General features: G+C 41.8%; 16 protein-coding genes. 6 read left to right on the top strand and 10 right to left on the bottom strand.

All coding sequences use genetic code 11. From position 1 onward, the window contains the following. The first annotated feature begins 36 nt into the window (after positions 1-36). The 3 genes from serS to LNTAR_RS27660 all read left to right on the top strand — a co-directional run bounded on the left by serS (position 37) and on the right by LNTAR_RS27660 (position 2,221). Complete coding sequence (gene serS, locus LNTAR_RS14700; protein WP_007279515.1) at positions 37-1,314, top strand: serine--tRNA ligase; 1,278 nt, start codon at positions 37-39, stop codon at positions 1,312-1,314. A 3-nt stretch (positions 1,315-1,317) separates the two neighbouring features. Continuing rightward, the gene (locus LNTAR_RS14695; protein ID WP_007279514.1) at positions 1,318-1,923 is read left to right on the top strand and encodes an RNA polymerase sigma factor; all 606 of its coding nucleotides are present in this window, start codon (positions 1,318-1,320) and stop codon (positions 1,921-1,923) included. Positions 1,924-2,047: 124 nt separating this feature from the next. Continuing rightward, entirely contained in the window at positions 2,048-2,221 is a 174-nt protein-coding gene (locus LNTAR_RS27660; RefSeq protein ID WP_007279513.1) for a hypothetical protein, read from the top strand. A gap of 55 nt (positions 2,222-2,276) precedes the next feature. Here the strand turns inward: LNTAR_RS27660 and LNTAR_RS14690 are convergent, their stop codons facing one another. Then, complete coding sequence (locus LNTAR_RS14690; protein ID WP_007279512.1) at positions 2,277-4,229, bottom strand: DUF455 family protein; 1,953 nt, start codon at positions 4,227-4,229, stop codon at positions 2,277-2,279. Positions 4,230-4,308: 79 nt separating this feature from the next. Here LNTAR_RS14690 and clpS point away from each other — a divergent pair, with 79 nt between their 5' ends. From clpS to LNTAR_RS14675, 3 genes are read left to right on the top strand one after another with little or no spacing between them, the layout of a single operon-like run. Further along, positions 4,309-4,620 (top strand): ATP-dependent Clp protease adapter ClpS, encoded by a 312-nt coding sequence (gene clpS, locus LNTAR_RS14685; protein ID WP_007279511.1) that lies wholly within the window; start codon positions 4,309-4,311, stop codon positions 4,618-4,620. A 57-nt stretch (positions 4,621-4,677) separates the two neighbouring features. Next, the gene (gene clpA / locus LNTAR_RS14680; protein ID WP_007279510.1) at positions 4,678-6,942 is read left to right on the top strand and encodes an ATP-dependent Clp protease ATP-binding subunit ClpA; all 2,265 of its coding nucleotides are present in this window, start codon (positions 4,678-4,680) and stop codon (positions 6,940-6,942) included. Positions 6,943-6,945: 3 nt separating this feature from the next. Next, positions 6,946-8,232 (top strand): MATE family efflux transporter, encoded by a 1,287-nt coding sequence (locus LNTAR_RS14675; protein WP_007279509.1) that lies wholly within the window; start codon positions 6,946-6,948, stop codon positions 8,230-8,232. Here LNTAR_RS14675 and LNTAR_RS14670 read toward each other — a convergent pair. From LNTAR_RS14670 to proB, 9 genes are all read right to left on the bottom strand, one after another. Beyond that, a complete protein-coding gene (locus LNTAR_RS14670) occupies positions 8,229-8,663 on the bottom strand; it encodes a 6-pyruvoyl trahydropterin synthase family protein (protein WP_007279508.1) in 435 nt (144 codons plus the stop codon). The two genes, LNTAR_RS14675 and LNTAR_RS14670, sit on opposite strands and share 4 nt — an antisense overlap. A 2-nt stretch (positions 8,664-8,665) precedes the next feature. After that, positions 8,666-9,337, bottom strand: a complete 672-nt coding sequence (gene folE, locus LNTAR_RS14665; RefSeq protein WP_007279507.1) for a GTP cyclohydrolase I FolE — start codon at positions 9,335-9,337, stop codon at positions 8,666-8,668. Between the two features lie 95 nt (positions 9,338-9,432). Beyond that, positions 9,433-10,191 (bottom strand): TatD family hydrolase, encoded by a 759-nt coding sequence (locus tag LNTAR_RS14660; RefSeq protein ID WP_007279506.1) that lies wholly within the window; start codon positions 10,189-10,191, stop codon positions 9,433-9,435. After that, the gene (locus tag LNTAR_RS14655) at positions 10,191-10,766 is read right to left on the bottom strand and encodes a nitroreductase family protein (protein WP_007279505.1); all 576 of its coding nucleotides are present in this window, start codon (positions 10,764-10,766) and stop codon (positions 10,191-10,193) included. The genes LNTAR_RS14660 and LNTAR_RS14655 overlap by 1 nt, the downstream gene beginning before the upstream one ends. Next, the gene (locus LNTAR_RS14650; protein WP_007279504.1) at positions 10,767-11,687 is read right to left on the bottom strand and encodes a CdaR family protein; all 921 of its coding nucleotides are present in this window, start codon (positions 11,685-11,687) and stop codon (positions 10,767-10,769) included. It abuts the gene before it with no gap. Further along, positions 11,677-12,531 (bottom strand): diadenylate cyclase CdaA, encoded by an 855-nt coding sequence (gene cdaA / locus LNTAR_RS14645; protein ID WP_007279503.1) that lies wholly within the window; start codon positions 12,529-12,531, stop codon positions 11,677-11,679. Before cdaA ends, LNTAR_RS14650 begins: the two co-directional genes overlap by 11 nt. A 148-nt stretch (positions 12,532-12,679) precedes the next feature. Then, positions 12,680-13,423 carry a TlyA family RNA methyltransferase gene (locus LNTAR_RS14640; protein ID WP_007279502.1) on the bottom strand — a complete coding sequence of 248 codons (744 nt, stop codon included), beginning with the start codon at positions 13,421-13,423 and terminating at the stop codon, positions 12,680-12,682. Then, complete coding sequence (locus LNTAR_RS14635; protein ID WP_007279501.1) at positions 13,423-14,679, bottom strand: glutamate-5-semialdehyde dehydrogenase; 1,257 nt, start codon at positions 14,677-14,679, stop codon at positions 13,423-13,425. Before LNTAR_RS14635 ends, LNTAR_RS14640 begins: the two co-directional genes overlap by 1 nt. Next, entirely contained in the window at positions 14,679-15,824 is a 1,146-nt protein-coding gene (proB, locus tag LNTAR_RS14630; RefSeq protein ID WP_007279500.1) for a glutamate 5-kinase, read from the bottom strand. The genes LNTAR_RS14635 and proB overlap by 1 nt, the downstream gene beginning before the upstream one ends. Positions 15,825-15,897: the final 73 nt, after the last annotated feature.

The raw sequence follows: 15,897 nt of genomic DNA, 5'->3' as shown, positions 1-15,897 counted from the left end.
TAGTGAGATTTTACAAAATATACGAGACCTAATGGCATGATTGATATCAAGAAATTTAGAGAAGATGCAGATTTCTTTAAGAAAAAATGGGCTGATCGCGGCCTAGAAGTAGATGTTAACGAAATCCTTGCGTGGGATACTGAGTGGCGTGAAAGCACAGTGAAAGTTGAAGAGCTCAAATCTCAGCGCAATACAGCATCTAAGCAAATCGGTATCATGAAAAAGAATGGCGAAGATGCGAGTTCCGCAATGGAAGCCGTTCGCAGCTTAGGTGATCAAATCAAAGAGCTCGATGCCAAAGCAGCCGAACTCTCTAGCCAAGTTAATGCCAAACTTTTATCACTTCCGAATCCACCATCAGAATTTACTCCTGTTGGTTTGACTGAAGAAGATAACCCTGAAGTTCGTCGCTGGGGAACAAAACCTGAATTTGATTTTGCTCCACAAGCTCACTGGGACTTGGGGCAAAATTTAGATATTTTAGATTTACCTCGTGCTGCAAAAATTTCAGGTTCTGGTTTCTACCTTTGGAAAGGAGCAGGCGCTCGTTTAGAACGTGCCCTCATTAACTTTTTCTTAGATCAAAATACAGAGAATGGCTATAAAGAGGCTTGGGTACCTTTCGTAGTAAATCCTAAAGCGATGACGGGTACGGGACAATTGCCTAAGTTTGCGGAAGAAATTTATCACGCACCAGAAGACAACCTCTATCTAGTTCCGACGGCTGAAGTTCCCGTTACAAATATTCATGCAGACGAAATTCTCGATGCGAAAGAGCTACCGATTGCCTACACAGCTTACACGCCTTGTTTCCGTAGAGAAGCTGGTGCAGCAGGTAAAGATTCAAGAGGTATTTTACGAGTCCACCAATTCTCAAAAGTAGAGATGGTAAAGTTTGTTGAACCTTCAACGTCTTACACTGAATTAGAAATGTTATTAGCTGATGCGGAGCACTTGCTTCAGCAACTCGGTCTTCACTATAGAGTAATTGAGCTTTGCTCTGGTGATTTAGGTTTTTCTGCGGCACGATGCTACGATATCGAAGTATGGGCACCAGGAACCGAGCGTTACTTAGAGGTTTCTTCTTGCTCGAACTTTGAAGACTTCCAATCACGTCGTTGTAAGATTCGCTACAAAGAAGAGACAGAGAAAAAAGCTAAGCTTCTCCACACACTCAATGGTTCTGGTTTAGCACTTCCTCGCTGTATTGTCGCGCTCATGGAAACTTACCAAAGAGCTGATGGTTCAATCGAAGTTCCAGATGTTCTCGTACCCTATATGGGCGGCTTGACAGAGATTAGCGCAGAGGGCTAGGTTGTGAATAAGCATTCTGGAAATGACCCTTATAAAACGAGGGAAAGTTTAATTGAAAGAATTCAGAATGATAATACGACAGCAAGCAGTTGGGAAGATTTTTCAGATGCTTACAGGCGCTTCATTTACATAGCGCTTCGCAATAATGGTCTCAATCACCATGATTGCGAAGAAGTTGTACAGCGTGTAATGATTAAAGTTTGGGAGAAAATTGCCCGCTTTAAGTACAATCCTGGTCGAGGTAAGTTTCGTTACTGGCTTTATCGCGTTTCTCGCAATGAAATGATTGATTTTGTCCGTGCTCAACAAGCCTATGAAAAGCGTAATGCAGCTCTTCTTGAACTCAGTCCAGAGATTGAAGAATCAGAGCTTAGAAAAGCAGTGGATGGCGAATGGAGAAACTACATTGCCAATATGGCTTTGGAACGTATTAAGGGAGAGTTTAAAGCTCATACAATCGAAAGTTTCTTAATGCATAGTAAAGGTGTTGCTCCTGATGAAATTGCTAAGAAATTAGGGATGACAGTTAATAGTGTTTACTTATCCAAACGTCGTATTTTAGATCGCCTCAAAGAAGAGGTTCGTCGATTAGAACACGAGCTCGGTTAAGCTCAAGTAAACAAAATCTAACAAAACAATCTATTTAAGTTAAAAAAAGCCTTATTTAATATAGAAAAATTACTAAAACTTAGTAAAATACTAAACCTAACATAGATAAAACAAGGAAAACACTATGAACGTTGACCAACACCTTAAAGTTGCCCAGTGGCACATGGAACAAGCAAGACTTCACGCTACACAAGATCACGCATGTGGTTGCCCAATCTCTGACGAGTACCAAAGAATCATCGACATCATCGAAGACGGTGTTGAGATTAAAGAAGAAGTTACTTGCGATCTTAAGTAAGTTTTAAACTTATTGAGATACAAAAAGCTCGGTTTATACCGGGCTTTTTTTGTGTCTAGAGGATTTGGAAACGCGCGAAGAATTGTTGAGCATCGGGGTTGAGGACGAGGTCAGCGGAGGTGATTTTCCCTTGTTTATTCAAACTAAATCCTCCGCTAGCTTCTTGCAAAGAATCTTTCCCGCCAATACTCAGTTTGGTCAATGATCCTGATTGGCAGGGACGGTTGAGTTCTAGAGCAATTCGTCCCATGCTTAAACGAGGATTGAGTTCACAAATGGGACGAAAGTAAAATTGATCCTTGTCTTGCCAGATGAAGCCATCGAGAGCAAATGGTCCCGTGAACTTGATCTCTAACATGATCTGAGCCCATTTTTGTGCGACGAGTTCAAATCCCTCCTTGATGATATTTTTACCTTGCTGAAAAACAAATTTTTTGATGTCTGGGGGCCATTTTGAATGAAAGGGACCACAAGTATTTGCGCTATTCGCAAAAGCTTTGGTTTCAATTTCTGTGAGGCCGTGAAATTTAAGTTTGCCCTCTCGAGTGATTTCGTATTGAGCTGAAAAATCGTATATTCTCTCGCGGTGGGTTTCCGCTAAAATTTTTCCTTGGCGTTTAATGGCCCCTTGGATCCATCTTAGGTCGTCTTCTTCAAGTTTATTGAGGTGCACTCGTCGGCAACCTCGGCCCGTACTTGCTAAAGGACTTTTGAGCATAAGGTCATTACGCTTCATACTTGAAAGCAGTTCATCTAGGCTTGAGAAAACTTGTGCTTCCTGTAGATCAAGAGCAGTGGATTCTGATTTGAGTTTTGAGTGCACTGCAGCTTGATAAGCTTTTGAATAGAGTTGTTTCCATTGCTCATCCCAGTTTTTAGTTTTAAAACTCTGAGATTGTTTTTTTCTAATAGCTTGCGTCTGCCTTTCAATTACAGGGCTTTTACCCCAAGCTTTAATTTGTCCTGGCTTATGTCTATCTAAGAGTTTTACCGTATCAGCATGAGTGTAATTTTCGGGCAAAGAAAAGGTCAAGTTATAAAAAGTATCAAGAGTCTTTAAGTCAATGGGGTGTGAGGTGAGGAGGATGTCATCTTTCTTACAGAGAGGGATGAGCAGGGGGGCTAAGTCCTGTTGTATGGTGGAGTAACTTTTTGGTGCGGAGATTTTGTGAGATTCGAGTTCTGCGGCAGGATTAAAAAGCCAGATGTTAGGGCTTCTGCCACGGCTACTGCTATGGAGTTTGAACTGTAAAATGGTGTCTTGATCCATCTTGGCGGCTAGTCGACCTTTCATGTCAAAGTAGACAGTAGATTTTGCACGATTGGGATCCAGTGATGCAGGAAGGTGGTGAAGATAATAATCCCAAAAACTAGAGTCATGATTCCATTTGTTCATCCAATCGACACCGAATTGGACGTGACGGATTTCGTCTTCGTAAACCACTTTCAAAATATCGGCAGTCTTTTGATCGCCAACAGCAGCAAACACATCGCGGTAATGATGGGTGAAGTCGAGGTTGGCTTGCTCCAGGGTTAAACTCATGCCGGCCAAATAAGCTTGAGGAGATTCAACTTGCGAGAGACAATCCCAGAAAAAACTACTTAGAGGCAAATCACCCGCTTGGCAATTGAGTTCTTGGAGGCGTTTGAGGTAAAGCCGGCAATGTTTTTGTTCATCAATGATCGTTTGTACGAGCCCACGAAGAAAAGCTTCGGGTACTGAGTGGTGAAATTTGAGAATGGCTTGAGCCATAAGTTCAATGGCGAGCAGTTCGTGATTCATGAACATGAGTAGTAGTAAGCCACGGTCGCGCTCTGAGTTCAGTTCTCCTAATTGCAGTTTTTTACTTTCTTTCTTGCCAAAAGCATAAGCAGAGGAGCGTTGTGGGCTCAATTGCAGAGTAAAAACTTCTGTGCTAGGAGAATAATCAATTTTGCCAGGATGACGAAGTTTTTCTTCGATATCTGGTGATTCGAGAATGTTCTGAGCAAAATGATATAAATTCATGTTTTTTGTCGGCTTAAAAAATTAGTCAAAAGGGTATTAAGCTCCATATTATATTGAATGTAAAAATTGTGAAGTGGATATGTCAGAAAAGATTTCAATTGAAGGGGACGCGGCTTTATTAGAAAAGCGCAAAGTTAAGCGCCCAAGCCGGTTTAAAGTGATTTTGCACAACGACGATTATACTCCGATGGATTTTGTCGTTTACCTCATTATGTCTGTATTTCATAAAACGGAAGATGAGGCAGCTCAATTGATGCTGACAGTGCATGTCAAAGGAAAAGCAATTTGTGGGATTTATCCCAAGGAAATTGCCGAAAATAAAGTCGATAAAGCCATGAGCATGGCCAAACAAGAGGGCCATCCCTTATTGTGTACCATGCAAAAAGAATAAAAACTACGTTTTCTTAAATTTTGGAAGATATTTTAGCGTAAGAACAAAGAGAGAATTATGTATAGTAAAGAATTTCAAATCACCTTCATGCTAGCCTTTAAAACAGCTCAGCAATATCGCCACGAATTTGTGCTGCCTGAACATATCCTTTTTGCGCTAGTTCACGATCCGGAATCTCGCAATGTCTTAGAAGTTTGTGGCGCAGATATTAATCGTTTAAGAGCCGACCTCCTAGAGTACTTTGAAAATGAATTACCGGATCTTCCGGGAGATGATGATTATCTTCCCGATGAATCCCTTGCTTTACAAAGAGTGATTAAGCGAGCTTCAGATCACGCAATTTCATCTGAGATTGAGACTATTAGTGGTATTCACATTTTAGTGGCACTCTTTAGTGAAGAGGATTCCCACGCAGTCTTTTTCTTACAAAACCAAGATATTGATCGTTTTGATATTGTTACCTACCTTTCTCATGGTGGCGATTCAGAAGAAGAGGGGGACCTCCTCTATGAAGATGAAGATGAGGATGATGATTTTGAAGATATTTTTGGTGAAACGGAACCTGCTAAAGGCAGTATGCTCGATCGCTATACAGTAAACTTAACTGAGCGAGCCAAGAATGGTGAGCTCGATTCAATCATTGGACGAAAAACTGAACTCAAGCGCGTGGTGCAAACTCTTTGTCGTCGTCGTAAAAACAATCCCATTTTAGTGGGTGAACCAGGTGTGGGCAAAACCGCTGTTGTCGAAGGCTTGGCTCAGTTGATTTGTTCAGGAAAAATTCCTGAGCGTTTGCGCAATGCGCAAATTTTTGCTTTAGATCTTGGATCTCTTGTGGCGGGCACCAAGTTTCGCGGTGATTTTGAAGAGCGTTTAAAAAACCTTGTCAGTGACTTAAAAGCCCGTGATGGAGCTATTTTATTCATTGATGAATTGCATACAATTGTAGGTGCGGGTTCAACGAGCGGTGGAACGATGGATGCCTCCAATCTCCTTAAGCCAGCCTTGTCCAGTGGTGAAATTCGCTGTATTGGTGCCACGACTTATGGTGAATTCAAAAATCATATATTAAAAGATCGTGCCCTCGCTCGTCGTTTCCAAAAAATTGATGTGAAAGAACCGAGTGTTAGTGAAACAGTCTCTATCCTCAAAGGGATAAAATCTTACTACGAAAAACACCACGAAGTTCAGTACCCCATTAGTGCTTTACAATCGGCAGCTGAGCTCGCCAATCGTTTTATTAATGACCGTTTTTTACCTGATAAAGCGATTGATGTACTGGATGAAGCAGGAGCTTCTTTGGCTTTGCGTCCGGCCTCACAAAAGAGAAAGACGGTGAATAAGACTGTTATTGAAGAAGTGATTGCTGCTATGGCGATGATTCCTTCAGCTAAGATTAATAGTAATGATAAGCAAAAACTAATTAGTTTAGCGGATGATTTGAAAAAGCTTGTGTATGGCCAAGATAAAGCCGTTGAAGCCGTGGTTAAAGCTGTAAAAACAGCACGTTCAGGTTTGGGTGATGAAGATAAACCTTATGGTTCCTTCTTGTTTACCGGACCTACGGGTGTGGGTAAAACGGAATTGGCCAAGCAATTGTCGAGCCTTTTAGGTGTGAAATTCTTACGTTTTGATATGAGTGAATACAGTGAAAAACATAGTATATCGCGACTCATTGGTTCGCCTCCCGGTTACGTTGGCTTTGAGCAAGGTGGTTTACTTACTGATGCAGTGACTAAAAATCCTTATAGCTTAGTTTTACTCGATGAAATCGAGAAAGCTCACCAAGAAATCTATAATATCCTATTACAGGTTATGGATCACGGCAAGCTAACTGATAACAATGGTCACGAAGCCGATTTCCGCAATGTGATTATTATTATGACGTCTAATGTAGGAGCTCGCGAGTCCTCTGCGAAAGTGATTGGTTTTGAGAATCTTGAAAATCTCAATGCGAGTGATGCGGCCGTTGAAAAATACTTCACGCCAGAATTTAGAAACCGCTTAGATGGTATTGTTCGTTTCAATCCATTAACGCAAGAACTCATGCTCAAGGTTGTCGATAAATTCCTTGCAACTCTCGAACAAAAATTGAAAGCGAAAAAGATTCGTATGAAAGTGAGTAATCGCGCTAAAAAATGGTTAGCCCAGAAAGGCTTTGATCCAGTGATGGGAGCACGTCCTTTGACGAGATTAATTGATAATAAAATTAAGCACCAGCTCACCGATTTGATTCTTGAAGAAAAACTTTCTGAAGGACATGAAGTTTTGGTCGATAGTGAAGAGGGGAAAATTACTCTGAAGGTTCGCGCTCTCGCCTAATAAATGCCATTAAATAAAGATTTTTTACGCTTAGCCATACCCAATGTGCTGAGCAATTTAGCTGTTCCTGCACTCAGTTTGACTGATACGGCCTTGATGGGGCATATGCCAGATCCCGTCATGTTAGGTGCAGTTGCCATCTCGGGGCAAATCTTCACCTGTCTCTATTGGAGCTTTGGTTTTTTACGCATGGGAACCACGGGCCTTACCGCTCAAGCTCATGGTCGTGGAGAAGGCGAAGAGCTGGTGTTTTTACGAGCTTTGGTGAGTGCCTTAGCATTATCATTTCTAATTCTCATACTGCAGTATCCTCTAGCTCAGTTCGCCTTCCACCTCCTCGACTTAGATTTCGAACTTGCGAAGTACGCAAAGACATATTTTGATATCAGGATTTTTGCGGCTCCCGCAACTTTAACGCTCTACGTATTTCACGGCTGGTTTTTAGGTAAGCAGAATTCTTGGTACCCCTTAGTTTTAACTTATCTCGGGAACTTAATCAATATTGCCATAAGTATTTACTTGGTGCGTTATAAAAACATGGATGTGGCAGGTGTTGCTTGGGGAACCTTGATTGCGCAATACTTAACCTTGATTTTGAGCTTGGTTTTAGCTAAGAAATACTTTAAAGCATGGCCGAAAATTAATTGGTCCGAAGTCTTTCGTTGGAATGAAATGAAGGCTTTTTTGAGTCTGAACCGAGACTTATTTATTCGCACCGGCTTTTTACTAGCAGTCGTTTCGTCTTTTACATTTATCAGCGAAAGATTTGGAACTGTTACTTTAGGCGCCAATGCCATTTTATTAAGTTTGGCCGCTTGTTTGGCATATGTAGTGGATGGTTATGCTTTTGCAACAGAGAGCTTGTGTGGGAAGTTTTATGGTAAGAAAGATTTTAGTGGGCTTAAGTCACTATATAAATTGTCTTTCAACTGGGGACTGGGGAGTGGATTGGTTTTTCTGCTTGTCTTATTCTTATTTGGAAAAGTCATTCTTTCGGTTTTTACGTCTCAAGAATCCGTATTAGATGAAGCGATAAAATACATGCCTTGGCTGATGTTGGCGTGCCTGCTTAATCCAGTCGCCTTTATTATTGATGGAATCTTTATTGGTTTGGCCAAAGCCAAAGAAATGAGGAAGATTATGATTCGCTGTTCGCTATTCATCTATCTTCCTTGTCTCTTTATTTTTTGGACTTGGAATAATCATGGCTTATGGCTGAGTATGAGTCTTTTTATGTTGATGAGAAGTGCCTATATGGCTTATGAGCTCAAGCAAGTTCGAGTTGATTAATCTCGGTAATAGATGGCGGAGTTCTTTTCGTTTTCACGGCATTCCACCGAGAAAACTCTAACGCGACCATCAGTCTGTTCTTGTACCCAAGGATCCACATAATCAAAAATGTATTTAGCTGAACCTTCCATACCAATATTGGGGAGGACGCGTAAACGACAAAGACCTTTGCGATCCATTTCTTCAAAGAAAGCCATTTCAGGATCATCTTCATTAATGAGAAGAGTGTGGTCAAACTTATCTTCAAGCCAGGCTTTGATGTGTTTGAGTCCACCAAAGTCCATGACCCAGCATTTGTCATCGAGTCCATCGGACTCAAAAGTAAAGTGAATAGATCTATCATAGCCGTGTACGAGTTGGCAGTCGCCATCGTCACGCCACTGTCTATGGGCACAGGGTAGGTAAAAGAAGCTCTTAGTTGAACGATACATAATTACTTGTTATTTATTTGTGAGAAAAATTCGGCACGAGTCGCAGGGTTGCGCTTGAACTGACCACCAATTTTTGAAGTCGAGGTTCTAGAGCTCGCATCTTGTATGCCACGAGATTTTACACAGTAGTGGGTTGCATCGATAACTACTGCTACATCTTGGGTGTCGAGGATGTAGCAAAGAGTGTGGAAAATTTGATGAGTTAAACGTTCTTGAACTTGAGGTCTACGGCTAAAATAATCTACAATACGATTGATTTTGCTAAGACCAATAACTTTTTTGTTAGGTATATAGGAAACATGTGCGAATCCATCGATCACCACAAAGTGGTGCTCACAGTTGGACATGACTTTAATGTCAGAAACCGTAACCATTTCGTCGTAGGCCATTTTGTTTTCAATTGCCGTACACTTGGGGAAATTATCGGGGTTGAGTCCCCAAAATATTTCATTTACATACATTTTAGCAACGCGACTAGGGCTATCCATGAGGCTGTCGTCTTTTAGGTCTAAGCCGAGAGTCTCCATGATTTCTCCGAAGAGAGATTCGATTTTCTGAATTTTTTGTTTAGCACCGAGGTCACTCTTAACTAGTGGCGTTGATTGTCCCTTGCTAGCTAAGTAGGCTTCTACTTCATGGCCAAGGGTAATATCAGTTTTGCTCGTGTCTAACATCAGTCATTTCCTTAATATTTTTAATAACTAAGTCTAATATGTGGTAAAAGTCAGTGATTTCAAAAAATAAGTCAAAATTTAACTTATTACTTTATTTAGCTTAACTTGAAAACTCTTTTAGCATTTTGAGTGGTTAATTTGGTCAATTCCTCAAGATCCATAGAAAGTAGTTGAGCGATTTTATCTCTAACATGAACGACGTAAGCAGGTTGGTTTCTCTTGCCTCTCATGGGTACAGGAGCGAGGTAGGGGGAGTCAGTTTCGATAAGGATACGATCGAGTGGAACTTTCTCTAAGCTTTTCCTCAATGAGTCTGCATTTTTAAAGGTCACAATCCCCGAATAAGATATGTAGCCACCTGCGTCAAGAAATCCACTTACCCAATTTTCATCGCCTGTATAGCAGTGTAAGATAAAATCTTGTTTACCCTCAAGGGTGTTGTTTATACATGAAAGAGTTTCGGGAAAAGCTTCGCGGCTATGGATAATAGCGGGTTTCTGTAATTCACGCGATTTATTGAGGAAGCTTTCAAAAATAGTGATCTGTCTTTTTTGAATGGCTTCATCTTTATCATAATAAAAATCTAAGCCGATCTCACCAACTGCGACGTTGTTCTCATTCTTGTAATAATGATCAAAATCTGAGGTTTCACCCTGGAAGTCTTTTACATATAAAGGGTGTACGCCTGCGGAAAAAAACATGTTTTCAAATTTGGCAGCGGTGTTGATTGCACGGTCGCAGGATTCGGGGTCACAACCAATCAGGGTCATATATTCTACTCCTGCAGAACGAGCATTTTTATAAATCTCTTCTGCATTATCCTCGGGGTCGAGGTGGAAGTGTGTATCAAACATTATTCAATCCAAGTCGTTATTTGTGAAGCTCTTAGTTTTGGAATTTGAATGATACGTGAATCTGATGCGTTTTCAATGTGCTCAGGAAGACTTTCTGCGTTGTAGGCAACTGAACTCTCTGCGGCAGTACCTATGGCAAATATGGCGAGGATCTTAAAACCTGGGGGGAGTTCAAATTCTTTAGTGATTTGTGCTGAATCAAATTCAGTGACAAAGCACATGGAGAGTTTTTCTGTCATGGCAGCTAAGGACATGTTTTGAAAAGCAGTTCCCACATCGGCGTAAAGGTTGGGGCTCTCGCCCTCTGGACCCGCACAAATGATGTAGGCTGGCGCAGAAGTATTTTCTTCATTTTCGTGAAGGTTTTGATGGGTTGTATTCAAATTAACAAAATCACTAATGCGAAGGCTTTTAGCTTTGTTGAGACAAACCATGTAGCGAAGAACCTGACGATTAGCTATTGAGTGAGCAAACCTAGCCGCTTCCATTATAGGAAGAATTTGATCCTTTTCAGGGGAGCGGGGGAGGAATTTGCGTGCGCTTCGACGGCGATTGATGGCGTTAATTAAATCCATTTACTTTATCCAGGGGTTTGAGATGTATTCTGGCATCACTGATTGAAGGTAGACTTCATCGTACGGGCACCAGAAGTGAACTTTAAGTTTATCATCGTCACTTTTTTCAATGAAAAATTTAACTTCGTTAGCTTTAAGTTTATCGATAGTTGTCGGTGGCCCACTAATGACTGCGTCCACAAAAGGCAAATCAACTTGAATGGTTTGGCCGGGGCTCATAACAGAGAGCTTTTGACGACGCATGGGTAAGAGTTTTGAGGCACTTTCAATATCAACAATTACTTTGACCTTATCAAAATCGGCTTTAATTCCAGAAGGTAAGCTGAGTGAAACTGAGCTGACAAAACTTTTGTCCCTTGAGCTATCGATGAGGAAGGGTTTAGTAGTTAAGTAGTTGATTGAATCGAGACGTTGACTTGGACCATTGATCAGCTTTGTTTTAGGCTCAATAGTGGGCGTATTGATGAGTCTGTATTTATCAGAGATAGCATTGTTGAAGAGGAGGCGGACGGGAACTTCTTTTTCGCGCATTTCATCGACTTCCACAATGATTGTCTGACTGATAATATTTTCAATCTGCGTCATGTGAGGGATGGTGATATCATCTTCGGTGAGCAAAAGTTTTAAGGTGCCCGGGCGTACGCCTTCAGGTATAGTTAACCGAACAGTGATGTCTTTACTCTCAAGTGACTGAAGGATTTTATTGGGGCCACGCAAAATGATGTTGGCAGTTGGTTGGTTCGTTTTTGAGAGAATGATATTACTATTTGGATTCACCAAAGTAATGGGTATACCGGAAAAAGTTTGAACTTTACTAATTCTTTCGTTAACTATAAACCAAATGAGTAAAGCAAAGAAAATAGCAATAAGCTTACGCTGAAAGTCATTGGTGAATAAATTGACGATGAGTTTAGACTTCATTTTCATTTTCCTCGGCTTGGGTCACAGCTTTCTTAAAGCGTTCAACATTATCGGAAACACTGAAGTTTTTGTTGTCGCTTGAATTGAGTAAGAAATTGTTGAGGTGACGTAAGAGCCTTTGTTCATCAACACCACGAGCCAAACGTCCTCGATAGGCAATCGAGATACCGCCAGTCTCTTCTGAAACAATAATGCAAACACAATCCGTTTCTTCCGTAACACCTACACCTGCGCGGTGACGACTGCCTAAACTCTTAATGATGCCATCATCTTGAGAGAGAGGGAAGAAACAAGCCGATGCTTTAATTTTATCTCCAGAAATAACAACGCCACCATCGTGAAGGGGAGTGTTGGGATAGAAAATTGTACAGAGAAGTTCTTTCGTTAAGTCTGCTTCGACTTGTACGCCAGATTCCATTAAAAAACGCATGCCAATATTTCTTTCGATGGCAATGAGGGCGCCAATTTTTCTTTCTGCGAGGTAGTGAGCACTCTCATTAATCATTTGGATGATTTCTTTTGTGCGAGCCTGATTACTGCTTTTTAGGCGACCTTTGCCTAATTCGGCAAAGGCGCGACGGATTTCTGGTTGAAAAATGATGATGGCTAAAAAGGCAACTAAAGTTGAGATTTGAGCTGTGATCCAGCCTAATACAGCTAGGTCTAAAACAGCAGAGATCAACCATGAGATTAGAAAGATGAAAGCTGCACCGGCAAGGATGGGTGCTGCTCGCGTGCCTTTAATAAAAAGTAAAACGGTATAAATGACAATGGAAAGCAAGGCTATTTCAAAGCCCATTTTTAAGCTAACTATCCATAAGGTTCTATCAAAAAGAAAGTCCATCCACCACTCTGCAAGTCAATTATAATCACTTCTTTCCTTATTAGTGGGGAGCTAGTGAGATAAGCCCATCAATGCCTCGAATAGAAAAGAATTTTAAAAATTAATCAAACTTAGCTCATCTTAGATAGAAAAGCTATCTAGTTTATACTTAGGGGGCTTGAAAAACGGCTAAAAATTCAACATTTCCTTTGGGGCCAGCTAAGGGGGAGTCGATTTGGTCGATAAGCTCCCAACTAAGTTCATCTTTGCAGAAGTCGCAAACTTTGCTTAGTGCCTGTTGACGTAAAGCATTATCGCGTACAACTCCGTCTCCCACTAAGTCTTTGCTTAATTCAAATTGTGGTTTGACCAAAATGAAGGCGAGGGCCTGTGATTTCAAGCAGCTAGCTGCGGCGTGAAGGATTCTAGTGACTGATATAAAAGACACATCACAAGTCATGAGATCTACTTCTTCAGGAATCTCTTTTTCGCTAATGTTTTTGGCGTTGAAGTTCTCGCGGCATATGACGCGCTCATCACTGCGCAATTTATAGTGCAGTTGATTGGTTCCCGAGTCAATTGTGTAGACGCGTTTTGCACCAAAGCTCAACATCAAGTCAGTAAAGCCTCCGGTTGAAGCACCTACATCCATGCCGACTTTTTCAGTGAGGTCAGGGGCGAATTTCTTGAGTGATGTTTTAAGTTTGAAGGCTCCGCGACTCACATAGGGAGAAGGACGATCGACACTCATTTCAGAGTCTACAGGGTAGGTCTCTGTGGTCTTGCGGACAATGTGATCGGCACGCGAGCGGACAAGACCAAGGAGAATCAGTTTTTTTGCTTCTTCAGCTGATTCTACTAAGCCTTGTTCAATCAATAATTGATCGGCACGCTTTTTTTTGATCTTGGGCATTAGCCTTTGAGCTGTCCAGTACCATTAATGATGTATTTATAAGTCGTGAGTTCTTCTAAGCCCATGGGGCCACGAGCGTGAAGTTTATCAGTACTAATTCCGATTTCAGCGCCCATGCCAAATTCAGCACCATCAGTGAAACGAGTCGAGGAATTTGAGTATACGGCTGCAGAGTCAATTTCCATTTGGAAACGACGGCAAGATTCTTTGTTTGTACTTACAATGGACTCACTGTGACCTGAGCTATATTCATTGATGTAGTCAATCGCTTCGTCGAGTGACTCAACGACTGTGCCGGCAATGATGTAATCCAAGAACTCTTCACCACGATCACTCTGTTGGATAGCGGTAGCTTCTGGAGCTAGTTGACGAAATGCTTCATCTGCGCGAACTTCGCAATTGGCGTCATTGAGAGCAGCGTAAACTTTGGGGATAAATTCTTTTGCGATATCCGCATGAACAATGACGCCTTCAGCAGAGTTACAGACGCTTGGTCTCTGGCATTTTGAATTCACAACAATATCAACCGCAAGGTCGAGGTCAGCTTCTTTATCTACGTAGACGTGACAAACGCCTTTGTAGTTCTTGATGACTGGAATCGTGCTTTCGCGCATAACGGCTTCAATAAGGCCTTCACCACCGCGAGGGATGATGAGGTGAATGTATTTATTAAGCTTAAGCATAATGTTGACCGCTTCGCGATCCGTCCAAGGAATAACTTGCATGAAGTATTCTGGTAAACCGCTTTCAACACCTGCATCATAAAGAACTTTAACGATAGCCTTGCTTGAACTGAGAGCTTCGCGGCCACCGCGTAAGATTGAGGCATTGCCAGATTTTAAACAGAGGCCTGCTGCGTCTGCCGTTACATTGGGGCGCGCTTCGTAAATGATACCGATAACGCCGATGGGTACTTTGATCTTTTCGATCACTAAACCATTGGGGCGGTGAAAAGTCGATTCGATTCTTCCGACAGGGTCAGTCAGAGAGGCAACGCCAATGAGACCTTTGGCAATATCTTGCACGCGTTCTGGTGTGAGTTTAAGGCGATCGAGTAAAGATTCACTCATGCCTGCGTCACGGCCATTTTGTAAGTCGATTTCGTTAGCTTTTAAAATTTCTTCTGTGTGTTCTTCAAGAGCTGCGCCCATAGCTTCGAGGGCACGGTTTTTAACACGACAACTTAAGATGGAGAGTGCGAGAGAGGCTTTTTTAGCTCTCTTGCCCATGATTTCTAATTCTTCTGCATAATTCATTATTGAGTTTCCTCTTTTAAAATCACTAAATTATCTCGGTGAATTGCGGATGCATAATTAGCACTGCCACCAAGGATTTGGTCGATATCTGACGATTGACAACCTTTAATTTTGTTAAGTTCGCTGTTGTTATAATTACTTTGTCCGCGAGCGATGACGGTTCCTTGTGTATTGAGAATGTCGACGATATCGCCTTTGATAAAGTCACCGCAGATACTGATAAGTCCACCAGGTAATAAGCTTTTTCCTCTGTAGCATAAGGCCTCTTCAGCACCAGAGTCGACAACAATACTGCCTTGAGTTTCTGGGAAGAAACCGAGCCAACGTTTAGAAGCCGACATTTTGTCTTGGCTCGCCGGGAATAGGGTGCCGATATCTTTGCCTTCGGCTAAGTCTTCAAGAGAACTGAAGTCTTGGCCATCGATAATCCACAAGCTTTCACCCACTTGGTTGAGCATGGTGGCGGCATTGAGTTTTGTGTGCATACCACCAGTAGAAAGTTGATTGCCATCAGTTCCTCCAGCAAGTTCGCGAATCTCATCATTCATTTCTTCGACTATCGAGATGCGTTTGTCAGGCTTGCCATCTTTGTCTAAAGTGTGTAAGCCGTTGATAGAGGTCATTAAAACAGTGAGTTCCGATTTTGACATAATACCGACTAAGGCGGCTAATTCATCATTCTCACCAAAGCGAATTTCTTTGACGGTCAAAGAGTCGTTTTCGTTTATGATTGGCATGACGCCTTTTCGTAGCATGGCATTGAGGCAATTGCTGAGGTTCAAATGACGGTGCCTATTGCGCACGTCATCGGCCATGAGTAAAAGTTGAGCACAATGAAAATCGCGCTTAGCGCAAGCCTGTTCATAAAAACTCATGAGTCGGCTTTGTCCTGCTGCAGCACAAAGCTGTAATTCGGGGAGGTGTTTGGGTCGCTGGGTCATGCCCAATAAACTCATTCCAGAAGCAATGGCGCCTGAGCTGACTAAAATGACTTCTTTTCCCAGCTCGCGAAGTTTATGCAAAGCTTCTACGAGATCATCGATCCTCTGAGCAGAAGGCACTCCGTTTTCATCTACGAGTAGGCGGCTACCGACTTTGACGACAATTCTCTGTGCTGAATTAAATATTTTTTCTCTTGGTGTCATTTGATTATATACTATAATTTAAACTGGAACTTATAAACGGCGCAAATATAGTGGACTTCTAAAAAAAAACGAG

Origin of the sequence: Lentisphaera araneosa HTCC2155, from assembly GCF_000170755.1 — a bacterium.
GTDB lineage: Bacteria > Verrucomicrobiota > Lentisphaeria > Lentisphaerales > Lentisphaeraceae > Lentisphaera > Lentisphaera araneosa.
The sequence above is the reverse complement of the archived record's forward strand: the minus strand, read 5'-3'. Positions and strand labels throughout refer to the sequence as shown.